We start from the raw sequence: 15,126 nt of genomic DNA, 5'->3' as shown, positions 1-15,126 counted from the left end.
GGATCGCGGCGGTGGGCGTTGCCCCGCCCTCGTCGTCTGCGGGCGGGACGGGGGGCTGCTCGGTCACGGTCGTCCTTCACATTCGGCGGCCGGCCGGCCGCACAGCTTCAGTGGATCTGCGGGAGGGGACGCCTCAGATGTCGAGGAAGCGGACGTCCTTGGCGTTGCGCTGGATGAACCCACGACGCGACTCGACGTCCTCCCCCATGAGGATCGCGAAGATCTCGTCCGCCGAGGCGGCGTCGGCCAGCGTGACCTGAAGCAGCGTGCGGGTCTCCGGAGCCATGGTCGTGTCCCACAGCTCGTGGTAGTTCATCTCGCCGAGACCCTTGTAGCGCTGGATCGCGTTCTCCTTCGGGAGCCGCCAGCCGCGCTCCTTGCCGACGGCGAGCAGGCCGTCACGCTCCCGGTCGGAGTAGGCGAACTCGTGGGACGCGTTGCTCCACTTCAGCCGGTAGAGCGGCGGCTGCGCGAGGTAGACGTAGCCCGCCTCGATGAGCGGCCGCATGAACCGGAACAGCAGCGTCAGCAGGAGCGTGCGGATGTGCATACCGTCGACGTCGGCGTCGGCCATGATGACGATCTTGTGGTACCGGGCCTTGGCCAGGTCGAAGTCCTCGCCGATGCCGGTGCCGAATGCGGTGATGAGCGCCTGGACCTCGTTGTTGCCGAGGATCCGGTCGATCCGGGCCTTCTCGACGTTGAGGATCTTCCCGCGGATCGGCAGGATCGCCTGGGTATGCGGGTTGCGGCCGGCCACGGCCGACCCACCGGCGGAGTCGCCCTCGACGATGAACACCTCGGAGATCGAGGGGTCCTTGCTCTGGCAGTCCTTGAGCTTGCCGGGCAGGCCGACGCCGTCGAGGAGGCCCTTGCGACGGGTGGACTCGCGCGCCTTGCGCGCGGCGATGCGCGCGGCGGCGGCTTGGATCGCCTTCTGGATGATGTCGCGGCCCTCACGCGGGTGAGCCTCGAGCCAGTGGCCGAACGCGTCGGTCATGGCCCGCTGGACGAAGCCCTTGACCTCGGAGTTGCCGAGCTTGGTCTTGGTCTGACCCTCGAACTGTGGCTCGCCGAGCTTGACCGAGATGACCGCCACGAGACCCTCACGGACGTCGTCGCCGGTGAGGTTCTCGTCCTTCTCCTTGAGGATGTTGTTCTTGCGCGCGAAGTCGTTGACCAGCTTGGTCATCGCCGCGCGAAAGCCCTCCTCGTGGGTGCCGCCCTCGTGGGTGTTCACGGTATTGGCGTAGGTGTGGACCGACTCGGTGTAGCCGTTGGTCCACTGCATGGCCAGCTCGAGCGCGAGCGCCCGGTCCTTGTCCTCGACCTCGATCGAGATGATGTCGGGGTTGATCGGCTCGGCCCGCTTGGACGCGACGAGGTGCTTGACGTAGTCGACCAGGCCGTCGTCGTAGCGGTAGGAGACCCGCTTGGCCTTCTTGCTCGGCGTCGCCGGCGTGTTCTCGACGACCGCCACGGTCTCGACGTCGACCTCCGCGTCGGCGTTGTCGAGGTCGATGTCGTCCTCGTCGTCGGCGCTGGGTTCGGGCCGCTCGTCGAGCAGGGTGATGGTCAGGCCCTTGTTGAGGAACGCCGTCTGCTGGAACCGCGACCGGATCGTCTCGAAGTCGAAGGTGACGGTCTCGAAGATGCCGGCGTTGGGCCAGAAGGTGACCGTCGTGCCGGTCTGGTTCGGGTCGTCGAGCGCCTCGTCGCGCGACAGCGGGCCGCGGGCGACACCGTCGTCGAAGGTCATCCGGAACACGTGGCCCATCTGTCGCACCTCGACGTCGAGCCGGCTGGAGAGGGCGTTGACCACGGAGGAACCCACACCGTGCAGCCCGCCGGAGACCTTGTAACCGCCGCCGCCGAACTTGCCGCCGGCGTGCAGCTGGGTGAGCACCAGCTCGACCGCGGAGACGTCCTCCCCGTTGCGCTTGCCGGTGGGGATCCCGCGACCGTTGTCGACGACCGTCACGCCGCCGTCGGCGCGCAGCGTCACGTCGATGTGGGTGGCGTAGCCGGCGAGGGCCTCGTCCACCGAGTTGTCGACGATCTCCCACACCAGGTGGTGCAGGCCGCGCTCACCGGTCGAGCCGATGTACATCCCCGGCCGCTTGCGCACGGCGTCGAGGCCTTCGAGGACCTGGATCGCCTGGGCGTCGTAAGCGGGAGAGGCCTCCGGCTCGGTGGGGGCAACAGGCGCGGGTACGGGAGCGTCAGGGGCGTCCGGAGTGTCGGCGACGGAGGCCGGGTTCTCGGGAGTGGGAGTCGTCCTGGTCGGTTCGGCCTCGGACACGCTGCTCCTTTGTGCACCGGCCCCCACGCGCTGCTCGGAGGTCTCCGGGCGTTCACGTGGCACGGTGCTGTTCATGACGAGCGGCCGACTCGGCGCCCGCACATCACTCGCGCGACGTGCAGACGACGGCTGGCCGCCTTTGACTCTTCATTCTACAGGTCCGTGCTCCGGAAACCGGCCTCAGGAGGCCCGCAACGGCCGGTTTCCGGGTAAAGAACCGGTCAGCAGGTGTCGGGGGTCGTCCCCTGGCCCGGAGCGGCGTTCTCGCGGCGTTTGCCGTCCTGGTCCATCCTGCCCGGTCCCCACCGGTTGTCCCCAGGTCTGTCCACAGATCCTGTGGACATCAGGGCCGGCTGTCCAAGGTTGGGGTGAACGGCTGGGCACCGAGCGCTGCCGGCCGCCGAGGGTCGTTCGACCACGCCGACCAGGAGCCCGGGAACAGGGCGGCGTCGACCCCGAGGACCGCGAGGGCCAGCACGTCGCGGGCCGCCGACACCCCGGACCCGCAGTACGCCGCCACTGGTGTCGTCGGGTCGTCAACCGGCCCGAGATCCGGCCCGAGAGCGGGTGCGAGCAGCGCGCGGAGCCGGTCGTCAGTCGGCATCCGGCCGTCGTCGTAGAGTGTGGCGGCTGAGACGTTGACCGCTCCGGGGATGTGGCCGGGTCGGGGGTCGAGCGGTTCCACCTCGCCGCGGTAGCGCTCACCGGCCCGCGCGTCGACGAGCACCCCGTCGGCGGCGAACGTCGCCGCCGCGTCGACGTCGATGGTCGGCAGCTGTCCGACGGTGAGGTCCAGTCGAGTCGCAGCCGCGGTCGGGGGTTCGCGGGTCTCCAGCGGCCGACCGGCGCCGACCCAGCCGTCGATCCCACCGTCCAGCACCCGGGCCTGGAGCCCCGCCCACCGAAGCACCCACCAGGCCCGCTCGGCGGCGAACGACCCGGGCTCGTCGTACACGACGAGGTCGTCGTCCGCCTGCACCCCGAGCGCGCCGAGCCCGTCGGCCAGCGTGGTCGGTTCGGGCAGCGGGTGCCGGCCGTCCAGCGGGTCGTCGGTGTGCGACGTCAGCACCTCCTCGAGGTCGAGGAAGCGCGCACCGGGAAGGTGGCCCTCCGCATACCGGCGCCCTCCGTCGCCCGGAGCGTCGCTGAGCCGCCAGCGGACGTCCAGGAGGCGGACCGAGGAGAGCTGGTCGGCTAGCTCGTCCACCTGAACGAGGTGCCGCTGTCGGGGGGATCGGGTCATCCCCACCAGTCTAGGAACTCAGCCGTAGGTGTCCCGAGGGCCCCGGCCGGGCGCGCGGCGGCGCCCCTTCGCCCAGGTCGGGCCACTGGGGCCGGTGACGACGATCTGGGTCACCGTGCCGGCGCCGACCTCGTCGTCGAGCCGGCCCATCAGGACCGAGGTGAGGAGGCGCATCTGCGTCGCCCACGCGGTCGAGACCGCCCGCAGGGTGAGCACGCCCCCGTCGAACGACACCGGCTGCACGTGCTCGGCCACGTCGGGGCCGACGATCTGCGGCCAGCGCCCGATCACCGAGCCGACGGCGACGTCGACCTGCCAGCCCCGGTCGGCCACGAACTTCTCCAGCTGCTCGCCGAGGAGCAGCGGGTCGCGGGCATCGGGGGCGCTGCCGCTCGGTGTGCCCGCGGGCCGGTCGGACGACCGACGTTTGCGCATCGGACGAAGCCCAGGACGAAGACCCTTGTCAGCAGCGGCCTTTCGCGCTCGAGCGAGAGCCAGGGACGCGGCCTCGGCCGCCGCCTCGTCCTCGTCCCGCTCGGGAGCCGGGTCGGGTTGGTCCTCAGTCGACACGGGTGACCTCGCCGAGGCCCACCGCGTACGTGGTGCCGCGTTGGCGCAGTACCTCCGGCACGTCGGCGCCGACGGCCGCGGTGATGAGCACCTGCTCGCAGTCCTCGACCAGCTCGGCCAGCCGCTCGCGGCGGCCGGTGTCGAGCTCGGCGAAGACGTCGTCGAGGACGAGCACCGGATCCTCGCCGAGGTCGGAGCGCAGCAGCTGGTATGCCGCGAGCTTGAGTCCCAGCGCGAACGACCAGGACTCGCCGTGGCTGGCATACCCCTTGGCCGGCAGCTCGCCGAGGGTCAGGTGCAGGTCGTCGCGGTGCGGGCCGACCAGGCAGACGCCGCGCTCGACCTCCTGGTCGCGGACCTCCGCCAGCGTGACGAGCAGCTCCTTCTCCAGCACGGCGACATCGGGGACCTCGTCCTCGGCCAGCCGGCTCGCGGCCTCGTCGCGCAGGCTGGAGCGGTAGACGACCCGGGCCGCCGAGGGTCCGGCGCTGACCGCGGCGTAGGCCTCACTGAGGTGCGGACGGAGATGCGCCAGCAGGCGGAGCCGGCCGTGCAGGAGCTGGGACCCGAACCGTGCGAGCTGGCTGTCCCACACGTCGAGGGTGTGCAGGGCGGAGGCGCGGGCGTCCTCCACGGGCTCGCCGTAGGCGGTGACCCGCTCGAGACGCCGGCGGCCGCGACGCAGCACGGGCGCGGCGGACTTCAGCAGGGCGCTGCGCTGTTTGAGGACCTTGTCGTAGTCGGACCGTACGCCGGCCCACCGGGGCTGGCGCTGCACCAGCAGGTCGTCGAGGAAGACGCGGCGGCCGGACGGGTCGCCCTTGACCAACGCCAGATCCTCGGGCGCGAAGAGCACCGAGCGCAACGAGCCGAGGATCTCGCGGGGCCGTGGCATCGGCGACCGGTTGAGCCGGGCGCGGTTGGCGTGGCCGGGGTTGAGCTCCAGCTCGATGAGCGTCTCGCGGCCCTCGCGCACGACGACGCCCCGGATGACCGCGCGCTCCGCCCCGAACCGGACCAACGGTTGGTCGGTCGCGACGCGGTGGCTGGACAGAGTGGCGAGGTAGCCGACGGCCTCGACGAGGTTCGTCTTGCCCTGGCCGTTCGGACCGACCAGGGTCGTCACCCCCGGACCGAGAGGCAGCTCGGCCTGCGGGTAGCTGCGGAAGTCGGTGACGCTCAGGTGCCGGACGTGCACTCTCGGGTTCCCCGCGAAGAATCGGAGCGAAGCGTGGGGTCCCCGCGACGGGTCGACGCGGGGCGGCGAACGTCGTGGAGAGAACTTCGCGGGGCTCCTGTCACGTCGCGGATCCGGTGCCTGACGTCGGTCCGGCGCTGGCCGCGTCGCGCCCACCCGGGGTGCCGGTGCGCTTGGTGGTCCTGCGCTCGGACCGAGCGGTCGTCGACCCGGTGCCCGACGAGGGTCCCGCGGCGGCGGCCTTGCGGCCGTGGACGGCGGCCTTCCTGGCCGATCCAGCCCGCTTCTTCTCGGCCTTGATGCCCAGGGTCGGGTCGGCGTCGCCAACGCCGACGGTGTTACGCAGGTCGTTGCCCTGTGCGACGGTCATCACCGGGTGTCCGCCGAACTGACCCCGAAGAGCGGCGACCATCTGCATGGTCGGCGAGACCTTCTGACGGGACGCGAAACGAGCAAAGAGGGACGCCGAGATCACCGGCATGGGAACGTCGTTGACGATGGCCTCCTCGACGGTCCACTTCCCCTCGCCCGAGTCGACCGTGTAGTCGGAGACGTTGTCGAGCGTCGGGTTCTCGGCGAGGGCATCGACGGCGAGGTCGAGCAGCCAGGACCGGACCACCGTGCCGCGGCTCCACGCCTTGAACGCGCCGGGGACGTCCTTGATGATGTCCTTCTTCTGCAACAGCTCGTAACCCTCGGCGTAGGCCGCCATGAGCCCGTACTCGATGCCGTTGTGGACCATCTTCGTGTAGTGCCCGGCCCCGACCTCGCCGGCGTGGACGAACCCCTCGTCGCGCGGGCCCTCCGGACGCAGGGCGTCGAAGATCGGCATGGCGAGGTTGACCCACTTCTTGTCGCCTCCGCACATGAGGCCGTAGCCGTTCTCCAGCCCCCAGATGCCGCCGGAGACACCGCAGTCGACGTAGCCGATCCCCTTCGGCTTGAGCATCCGGGCGTGCTCGTAGTCGTCGGTGAACCGGGAGTTGCCGCCGTCGATGATGAGGTCGCCCTTGTCCATCATGTCGGCGAGCTTGGCGATCGTGTCGCGCGTCGGGGCGCCCGCCGGCACCATGACCCAGACCACTCGGGGAGCCTCGAGCTTCTTGACCATCGCGGCCATCGTGCGGACGTCGGACACCTTGGGGTCGCGGTCGAAGCCGACGACCTCGTGGCCGGCGCGGCGCAGGCGCTCGCGCATGTTGCCGCCCATCTTCCCGAGACCGATGAGACCAAGCTGCATGGCTGACCCTTTCGAGACGGGCGACCGACGGGTGCCGGGCGACGAGACTGCGACCACAAATCACGACCTGCGAGGTGGTGCGGCGACGCGGACTGCGGGGTCAGGCTACCGCCACTGCACGCATACGGAAGGGGGTGAGAGCTTCGGCTCAGCTGGCGAAACGCACGGGCATGAGGACGTATCGGTAGCTGTCGTCGGAGTCGCCCTCCGCCTCGATCTGTCCGGTGAGGACCGCAGGCCGGCTCGGCTGCGTGAAGGACAGTCGCGCGTAGGTCGTGCCGAGGGCGCCCAGCCCGTCGAGCAGGAAATGGGGGTTGAAGGCGATCTCGATGTCGGGTCCCGTGAGGGTCGCCTCGACCGCCTCGGAGGCCTGGGCGTCGTCGCCGGTGCCGGCCTCGATGGCGACCTGACCGTCGGTGAACTTCAGGCGTACCGGGGTGTTGCGTTCCGCGACCAGGGACACGCGGCGGACGGCCTCGACCAGCGCCGCCGTCTCGATGACCGACTCGGAGTCGACGCTGGTGGGAAAGATCGAGGTGACCTTGGGGTACTCGCCGTCGAGGAGCCGGGTCGTCGTGCGCCGCTGACCGGCCTCGAACCCGACCAGTCCGTCGCCGCCAGCCGCGCCCCCGAGGGCCATGTCGACCGAGCCGCTGGCGCCGAGCGCCTTGGCGGTGTCGGAGAGGGTCCGCGCGGGGATCAGCGCGACGACGGGGATCGAGCCGCCAATGTCGGAGGCGGTCGGCTTCCAGGTCAGCTCGCGCATGGCCAGCCGGTAGCGGTCGGTGGCGAGCAGCGTGATCTTGTCGCCCTCGATCTCCATCCGGACGCCGGTGAGGATCGGCAAGGTGTCGCCGCGGTCGGCCGCGATGGCGACCTGGGCGACGGCCTGCGTGAAGACGTCGCCCTGGATGGTGCCGGTGGACTCCGGCGCCGACGGCAGCGTCGGGTAGTCGTCGACCGGCATCATCAGCAGGCTGAACCGGGACGAGCCACAGGTCACCTGGACCTTGTTGCCGTCGGCGACGACGTCGATCGGCTTGTTGGGCAGGTTGCGGGAGATGTCGGCGAGCAGCCGGCCGAGCACGAGGACGCGGCCCGCCTCGGCGACGTCCGCGGGCACGGTGACCTTGGCGGACACCTCGTAGTCGAACGCGGACAGGGTGAGACTGCCCTCGTCGTCGGCCTCGATGAGCACCCCGGCCAGGACCGGCACGGGCGGACGGGCCGGCAGGCCGCGGGCCACCCACGTCACGGCGTCGGCGAGCACGTCGCGGTCGATCCTGAACTTCACGTGGTCCCCGCCCTTCGCGGCCTGTGTGAACGAGCAGCCGACATCGTGCTGCGTCGTCGCGTCCGGCTGGGGTCTGCCCGGCTCGGACTCCGAACCCTAGTGTCTCGGACCGACGCCCACCACAACTCTCCACCACGCCCGGTCCTGGCCGCTTGCTACCGGTCAGCGATCAGATGGGTGATCTCCACACCCGTACGCGGGGCCATCGGATCAGAGGGAGGACTCGTCGTCGTCATAGGGGCTGTGCGCACGGGGGACAACCGGCGTCCGCGCAGGTCAACCAGGGTCGACCCCTGTGCGACGGTCGGTGCGCAAGCTGTGGACAACTCGGGCTCGCGGTGGACGACGGCGAGGCGTCCCCAAGGGTCGGTCGTGGCGAGGGGCCGGCTGCACCGGCTCCGAGCGCTTGTCCCCCGGGTGTCCACAGGGGGTGTGGACACCGTGAGCTCGGGCGCCGAGCGTGCTGCGGCGGAAACCTTGCGGTGATCCACCGTCGTGAGTCCACAGAGTTGTCCACAGGGTGTGGAGAAGCGGCGGATCTCCCCAGAAACCCGCTCGACCCATACCGGACGGGCTGTGGACAACCGGGGCATCCGGTGGGGACAGCGCTACTACTGGTGGAGCCAACTGAGCGCGCCAACGGTCACTTGTGGAGCCAACTGAGCGCGCCAGCGGTCACTTGGACTGCTGCTTGATCCGGTTGGTGAGCTCGGTGACCTGGTTGTAGATCGCGCGCCGCTCGCCCATCAGCTCACGGATCTTGCGGTCCGCGTGCATGACGGTGGTGTGGTCGCGGCCGCCGAAGTGCTGGCCGATCTTCGGCAGGGACAGCTCCGTCAGCTCGCGGCAGAGATACATGGCGATCTGGCGTGCCTGGACCAGCTGGCGGGACCGCGAGCTGCTGCAGAGGTCGTCGATGGTGAGGCCGAAGTACTTGGCGGTCTCGCCCATGATCGTCGAGACGGTGATCTGGGCCGGCTGCTCGCTGGGGATGAGGTCGCGCAGCACCACCTCGGCGAGATCCAGGGTGACCGGCTGGCGGTTGAGGTTCGCGAAGGCGGTCACCCGGATCAGCGCGCCCTCGAGCTCGCGGATGTTGGAGCTGATCTTGCTGGCGATGTACTCGAGCACGTCGTCCGGCGTCGACATCCGCTCCAGGGTGGCCTTCTTGCGCAGGATCGCGATGCGGGTCTCGAGGTCTGGCGGCTGGACGTCGCAGATGAGTCCCCACTCGAACCGGGAACGCAGCCGCTCCTCGAACCCCGACAGCTGCTTGGGCGGCAGGTCGGAGGTGATGACGACCTGCTTGGTCGCGTTGTGCAGCGCGTTGAAGGTGTGGAAGAACTCCTCCTGCGTCTGCACCTTGCCGGCGAGGAACTGGATGTCGTCGATGAGGAGCACGTCGACGTCGCGGTAGACCGTCTGGAAGCGCGCAGTCCGGTCGTCGCGGATGCTGTTGATGAAGTCGTTGGTGAACTCCTCGGAGTTCACGTAGCGCACCCGCAGGTGCGGAAGCAGCTGGCGCGAGTAGTCGCCGATCGCGTGCAGCAGATGGGTCTTGCCCAGCCCGGAGTCGCCGTAGATGAACAGCGGGTTGTACGAGCGGGCCGGCCCCTCGGCGACGGCGAGCGCGGCCGCGTGGGCGAACCGGTTGCTCGAGCCGGCCACGAAGGTGTCGAAGGTGTACTTCGGGTTGAGCCGGCTCTTGTCGGCCTCCCTGGATCGCTCGGGGATGGCCCCCTCGCCGGTTCCGGTATGCGAGCCGGCATACGTTCCCTGAAGGGGGAAGCCCGGACCGGACGGCGGGACCTGGCCGTTGTGGTGGCCGTTTCCGCTGGTCAGGGGGTCGGGGCCGGCGTCGTCGGACAGGTCAGGCGGGTAGTTCTCGGCCAGCTTCTCGTCGACCGAGACCGACAGCTGGGCGATCTCGACGCCGAGCTGGTCCGTCAATGCGTCGCGGACGGCGCCGCCGATCTGGTCCTCGATGACGCCCTTGGTCATCGTGTTCGGCGTGCTGATGATGGCCAGGTTCTGCAACACGCCGACCAGGCGGCTCAGGCCGAGGAGGGCCCGACGGTGCTGCGCGACGCCCTGACCGTCGAGCTGGCGGATGGTCTCCTGCCAGACCCGGCCGTAGTCAACCTCCGCGTCCGACATCTCCCCGCCCTTGTGTCGCCTGACCTACCTGCGCTCTGCGCTCCCGGGAGCACCTCGGCACCCGAGCGGGATGGATGTCCACACCGTTGTCCACATCCTGTGGACGGAACCGTCGTGAGGCGTGACGCTAACAACACTCGGGGGTCACGATCAACCTCGGACGGCGCGGCGTGGAGAGAAATCTTGGACGGCTCGGCGTGTCGAACGGAGGCTAGCCGGATCGGGTCGGAAACTGGAAGGTTGACTTGCACGTTGGACCGGGAGTCGAGCCGTTCGGCTGATCCCGGGCAGGATCACGGGGTCGGTGGGCTCGGTGAGTTTGACCCTGTCCGTAGCGCTCCCGTATCGTGGACGAAGCCTGTTTTCGGTCGCTTTCGCCTGCCCGTGACGCCGTTCGCCATCGTCGTCAGTCCGGGTTTCCGATGGCGCCCGAACTGGGCTCTCATCCCACTCGCCTCGCACCACTGGCACGCCAGGCCCCGACCGTCGGTCGCCCGGCAGCAACGGAGAACACCTCGTGAGCAAGCGCACCTTCCAGCCGAACAACCGCCGCCGGGCCAAGACCCACGGCTTCCGCCTGCGGATGCGCACCCGGGCGGGTCGCGCCATCCTGGCCGCTCGCCGCCGCAAGGGCCGCTCCGAACTGTCCGCCTGAGACGGTTCGAGCAGGGCCGCGTGCTTCCCGCCCGACACCGGCTCCGGACGGCGACGGACTTCTCCGCCACCGTGCGCGGGGCGGGCGGAGCACGCTCCGGTGGCCGGCTGCTCGTCGTCCACGCGCGGTATGCGGCCCCTGCTGATGCTGACGACCGACCCGTCGACCACCCGGTGCGGGTCGGTTTCGTCGTCTCCAAGGCCGTAGGCGGCGCGGTGATCCGCAACCGGACCAAGCGGGTCCTGCGCCACCTCGTCGCGGCGCGGCTGACGCGCATACCGGACGGGTGTGATCTCGTGGTGCGGGCCAACCCCGCCGCCGGCGGCGCGACCACGCCCGCGCTGGCCGCCGAGCTCGACCGAGCGCTGGACGCGGTCCTGCGCCGACTGGAGAGTCGCTCGGCGGCCGCGGCAGGAGTCTCGTCGTGACCCGCACCCGGCTGCTGGCCCTCCCCCTGATCTGGCTGGTCCGCGCATACCAGCTCGTCATCTCCCCGATGACCCCGCCGTCCTGCCGCTTCTACCCCTCGTGCTCGGCGTATGCGATCACGGCACTGGAGCGGTTCGGACCGCTCAAGGGGACCTGGCTGACGGTGCGGCGGCTGCTGCGCTGCCACCCGTGGAACCCGGGCGGGGTGGACCACGTTCCCGAGAGGTCGCCGTCGCGGTCCGCCGCACACTCCGCACACTCCGCGCACGCGCACGCTCAACAGCAGCACTGACCCGTTAGGACGACTGTGTACGACTTCTTCGTCAACCTGCTGAGCCCCCTGATGTGGGGCGAGGCCTGGGTCATGACGGCCTGGCACCAGCTCTTCGTGTGGCTGGGGATCCCGTACGAGAGCGGCTGGGGCTGGGCGCTGTCGATCGTGGGTCTCACCATGGTCGTGCGGTTCCTGATGATCCCGTTGTTCGTCAAGCAGATCCACAGCTCCCGGCGGATGCAGATGATCCAGCCGGAGATGCAGAAGATCCAGGCGAAGTACAAGGGCAAGAGCGATCCGGAGTCGCGTCAGAAGATGACGTCGGAGACGATGGACCTCTACAAGAGGACCGGCTCCAACCCGTTCTCGTCGTGCCTGCCGATCCTGCTGCAGTCACCGTTCTTCTTCGCGCTGTTCCAGGTGCTCAACAACCTGCCGCACGTCGCGGCGGGCTCCCACGCGCCCATCGGCCCGATCACCCCCGAGGTCGCCTCGGTCATCGAGAAGTCGACGATCTTCGGGGCTCAGCTCTCGGCGACGTTCGTGAGCTCGTCGGACCTCAACGTCAAGATCCTCACGGCCGTCCTCATCATCCTCATGTCGCTGTCGACCTTCACCACGCAGCGGCAGCTGATGCGCAAGAACATGCCCGACACTGCGCTCGACAACCCGTACATGAAGCAGCAGAAGGTCATCCTCTACCTGATGCCGCTCTTCTTCGCGATCTCCGGCATCAACTTCCCGATCGGTGTGCTGCTCTACTGGTTGACCACGAACGTCTGGTCGATGGGCCAGCAGTTCTACGTGATCCGGCGGATGCCGGCTCCGGGTTCGGCGGCCGAGCGCGCCTACGAAGAGCGGCAGAAGAAGCGCGGCAAGACCATCAAGAAGCTGCACATCCCCGGGCTCGGCGACACGACCACCGACCAGCCGGACGTCCAGGATCTGCTGCCGGAGGCTCCCAAGAGCGGGCAGCGACAGCAGCCGAAGGGCAAGAAGCGCAGCAAGCGCGGCCCGGCCGGCGGGCCTGGTGATGGCACCGCTTCGGGCGCGGCTGACGGGTCGGCCTCGACGAACGGGTCGGGGTCGGGTTCCGGCAGCAGTACCCCGCAGGATGCTCCGGCTGACGCTGCGTCGAACGGATCCGGTGCCACGGGTTCGGGGTCGGGTTCGGGGTCGGGGTCGGCGGGCGGCGCGGCGCGACCGGCTGGTCAGCGCCAGCAGCCCAAACGCCAGAAGCAGAAGCCGAGCTCCACACGCCCGAAGCAGCCCCAAGGCCAGGTCAAACGGGAGCCGAACCCGCCGACGAAACGGCGCCCGGACCAGAGCTCGCCGAGCCCCGACCCGGCCTGACCGACGAGGACGGGTATGCCCGTCCGGACGAGCTCGTGTCGCGTCCTTCGCGCCGGATCGTCTCCACAAACCAGTGACATGCGGGACCCGGTCCCGCTCGAGCAGAGTGATCAGGAGTTTTGCTGATGAGCGACCACACCGATGTGACGACCCGTCCGAACGCCCTCGACGAGCATTCCCCGCGCGGCGTCGAGGACGTGACGGGTTCTGACCGGCTTGACCACCTTGACGCTACCGCGGACTCCGAGGCTGCTGCGGGAACCGACGACAGCGAGGCCACCGAGCGGCTCACTGAGGAGGCGGAGCGGGCGGACGACGAGTCCCAGGCGGACTCCGACCTCGAGTCCTCCCAGGCGGACGCCGACCTCAAGTCCCTGGCGGACGCGGACCTCGAAGCCGAGGCCGACCTCGAGGCCGAGGACCAGGACGATGACGAGAACGCGGGCGTCGGACCGAACGGATCGCGGCGCGGTGGGGGCTCCCGAGTCCGGCTGCTCGAGCGGGAGGGCGAGGTCGCGGCGGACTTCCTGGAACGGCTGCTCGACATCGCTGATCTCGACGGTGACATCGAGGTCGACATCGACGGCGACCGCGCATCGGTGGCGATCGTCGACTCGGAGGACGGTCGCGTCCCCCGGCGGATGGTCGGGTCCGACGGCAAGGTGCTGGACGCGCTCCAGGAGTTGACGCGCCTGGCGGTCCAGGCCGAGACCGGCGAGCGGAGCCGGCTGATGCTGGACATCGCCGGCCACCGCGCGCAGCGCCGTTCCGTGGTCGTCGACATCGCGCAGACCGCGATCGCCGAGGTCAAGACCACCGGGGCCCAGAAGGCTTTGGAGGACATGTCCGCCTTCGAACGGAAGATCGTTCATGACGAGGTGGCCGCCGCCGGGCTCGGCTCCGAGTCCGAGGGCGTCGAGCCGCACCGGCACATCATCGTGTTCCCGGCCTGATCCTCAGCCGCCCTGCGTTTCACGTGAAACCACCGTCGGCAGCGGAGCCGACGACCGCTGAGCCGGCGAACCGTGAGCGGGCGAACAGTGAGCGGGCGACCAGTGAGCCGGCGTCCCCCGCGGAGCCAGGGGCCCCGCCGGCGGTTCCGCCTACCCCCACGGTGGCGGCGACGGTCTTCGGGTCCCGACTCGACGTCGCGGAGGCCTACGTCGCGCTCCTCGCCGACACGGGAATCTCGCACGGGCTGATCGGGCCACGGGAGGCACCACGGCTGTGGGACCGACACGTGCTCAACAGCGCGGTGGTCCAGCCGGTGTTCGCCCAGGACGCACGGGTCGCGGACATCGGGTCGGGCGCCGGCCTCCCGGGGATTCCGCTGGCCATCGCCCGCCCCGACCTCCACCTGGTCCTGGTGGAGCCACTCCTTCGTCGGACCATCTGGCTCACGTCCACGATCGAACAGCTCGGCCTGACCAACGTCGAGGTCCACCGCGGTCGGGCCGAGTCGCTCTGGGGGGTGGAGCGCTTCCGTCACGTGACCGCCCGGGCGGTGGCTCGCACCGGTGAGCTCGCCCGGATCACCCTCCCACTCCTGTCCGCCGGGGGCTCCGTGCAGGCGCTCAAGGGCGAAAGTGCGCAGACCGAGCTCGACGAGGATGCATCCCTCCTGCGCTCCCTCGGGGCGAGCCGGTGGCGCGTCTCGCGGTTCGGAGCCGGGATCGTCGACCCTGAGACGGTGGTCCTGACGATCGAGGTCGACGCGCTGGTGGGCGTCCCCGCGGCGCCGCGAGGTGGCCCGCGACCGGCTGCGGCCCCTGGGGCACGCACGTCTCCGCGACGCTCTGGGACAGGTTCGGGGTCGCCCAAGCGTCGAGCCCCCGGCGGTCAGTGATCGGTAGTCCACAACGCGGTGTTGCGGCGTGAGGTGAGCCCGGCCCGAGTGGTTGGATAAGGCGTCATCACGAGCCGGACCGGTTCGCGGGGCGGCGAACGAAGGGTTGAGCAGGGTGATCGAGGACCGCACGGTGCGCACTCGGTCCCTGACCCCCACGATCGAGCACTCCTCGTCGTTGGGGTGGCCCGCCGACGCGGGTGCCTCCCGTTCGGTGAGCGGGCTCGGCTGGCCCGTTTCACGTGAAACAGCACCGGGGGACGCCGACCGGGCCGTGGTCGGCGTTGGTGTGGTCGGCGTTGACGTGGTGAACGTCGAGATCGCTCACGGTGACGTGGACGCCCAAGCGACGCTCGAGGCCACCCCTGCTTCACGTGAAACACTGCACGCCGTTACCGGCGACGTCACCGGCCCCGAGACCATCACCGAGCACGAAACCATCGTCGACACCGGCACCATCCCGGCTACCGACACCAGCGAGGCCAGCGAAGCGAGCGGGGCCGGCGGGCAGGTCGTCGACGAGAGCCCGGTTTCACGTGAAACGTCGGCCGACCTCCGCGAGGAG

Annotated in this window: 14 protein-coding genes; 7 read left to right on the top strand and 7 right to left on the bottom strand. The window is 69.9% G+C overall.

Annotated elements, in window-relative coordinates; genetic code table 11:
- Positions 1 to 133 precede the first annotated feature (133 nt).
- The 7 genes from gyrB to dnaA form a co-directional block, all read right to left on the bottom strand.
- Positions 134 to 2,377, bottom strand: coding sequence for a DNA topoisomerase (ATP-hydrolyzing) subunit B (gene gyrB / locus VIG79_RS00665; RefSeq protein WP_414672556.1), 2,244 nt, complete (start codon positions 2,375 to 2,377; stop codon positions 134 to 136).
- Between the two features lie 268 nt (positions 2,378 to 2,645).
- Complete coding sequence (locus VIG79_RS00660; RefSeq protein WP_331880820.1) at positions 2,646 to 3,545, bottom strand: sulfurtransferase; 900 nt, start codon at positions 3,543 to 3,545, stop codon at positions 2,646 to 2,648.
- An 18-nt stretch (positions 3,546 to 3,563) separates the two neighbouring features.
- On the bottom strand, positions 3,564 to 3,980 hold the full coding sequence (locus tag VIG79_RS00655; RefSeq protein ID WP_331880817.1) for a DUF721 domain-containing protein: 417 nt from the start codon (positions 3,978 to 3,980) through the stop codon (positions 3,564 to 3,566).
- 124 nt (positions 3,981 to 4,104) lie between these two features.
- Positions 4,105 to 5,313, bottom strand: a complete 1,209-nt coding sequence (gene recF, locus VIG79_RS00650) for a DNA replication/repair protein RecF (protein ID WP_331880815.1) — start codon at positions 5,311 to 5,313, stop codon at positions 4,105 to 4,107.
- Between the two features lie 100 nt (positions 5,314 to 5,413).
- The gene (gnd, locus tag VIG79_RS00645) at positions 5,414 to 6,553 is read right to left on the bottom strand and encodes a phosphogluconate dehydrogenase (NAD(+)-dependent, decarboxylating) (protein WP_331880810.1); all 1,140 of its coding nucleotides are present in this window, start codon (positions 6,551 to 6,553) and stop codon (positions 5,414 to 5,416) included.
- 148 nt (positions 6,554 to 6,701) lie between these two features.
- On the bottom strand, positions 6,702 to 7,847 hold the full coding sequence (gene dnaN / locus VIG79_RS00640) for a DNA polymerase III subunit beta (protein WP_331880808.1): 1,146 nt from the start codon (positions 7,845 to 7,847) through the stop codon (positions 6,702 to 6,704).
- A 675-nt stretch (positions 7,848 to 8,522) separates the two neighbouring features.
- Entirely contained in the window at positions 8,523 to 10,004 is a 1,482-nt protein-coding gene (gene dnaA, locus VIG79_RS00635) for a chromosomal replication initiator protein DnaA (protein WP_331880805.1), read from the bottom strand.
- Between the two features lie 517 nt (positions 10,005 to 10,521).
- Here dnaA and rpmH point away from each other — a divergent pair.
- The 7 genes from rpmH to VIG79_RS00600 form a co-directional block, all read left to right on the top strand.
- Positions 10,522 to 10,659 (top strand): 50S ribosomal protein L34, encoded by a 138-nt coding sequence (rpmH, locus tag VIG79_RS00630; RefSeq protein ID WP_013885212.1) that lies wholly within the window; start codon positions 10,522 to 10,524, stop codon positions 10,657 to 10,659.
- Between the two features lie 20 nt (positions 10,660 to 10,679).
- Entirely contained in the window at positions 10,680 to 11,087 is a 408-nt protein-coding gene (gene rnpA / locus VIG79_RS00625) for a ribonuclease P protein component (RefSeq protein ID WP_331880780.1), read from the top strand.
- 68 nt (positions 11,088 to 11,155) lie between these two features.
- Positions 11,156 to 11,380, top strand: coding sequence for a membrane protein insertion efficiency factor YidD (gene yidD / locus VIG79_RS00620; protein ID WP_414672557.1), 225 nt, complete (start codon positions 11,156 to 11,158; stop codon positions 11,378 to 11,380).
- Positions 11,381 to 11,395: 15 nt separating this feature from the next.
- Positions 11,396 to 12,715 carry a membrane protein insertase YidC gene (gene yidC, locus VIG79_RS00615; RefSeq protein WP_331880775.1) on the top strand — a complete coding sequence of 440 codons (1,320 nt, stop codon included), beginning with the start codon at positions 11,396 to 11,398 and terminating at the stop codon, positions 12,713 to 12,715.
- A gap of 374 nt (positions 12,716 to 13,089) precedes the next feature.
- Positions 13,090 to 13,668, top strand: coding sequence for a protein jag (locus VIG79_RS00610; protein WP_331880825.1), 579 nt, complete (start codon positions 13,090 to 13,092; stop codon positions 13,666 to 13,668).
- 161 nt (positions 13,669 to 13,829) lie between these two features.
- The gene (rsmG, locus tag VIG79_RS00605; protein ID WP_331880772.1) at positions 13,830 to 14,561 is read left to right on the top strand and encodes a 16S rRNA (guanine(527)-N(7))-methyltransferase RsmG; all 732 of its coding nucleotides are present in this window, start codon (positions 13,830 to 13,832) and stop codon (positions 14,559 to 14,561) included.
- Positions 14,562 to 14,775: 214 nt separating this feature from the next.
- Positions 14,776 to 15,126: hypothetical protein (locus VIG79_RS00600; RefSeq protein ID WP_331880769.1), on the top strand; the 351-nt coding region annotated here is incomplete at its 3' end.

Origin of the sequence: Lapillicoccus sp. (assembly GCF_036559105.1) — a bacterium.
Taxonomy (GTDB): domain Bacteria; phylum Actinomycetota; class Actinomycetes; order Actinomycetales; family Dermatophilaceae; genus Lapillicoccus.
Note: the sequence above shows the minus strand (reverse complement) of the source record. Positions and strands in the feature narration are given on the sequence as shown.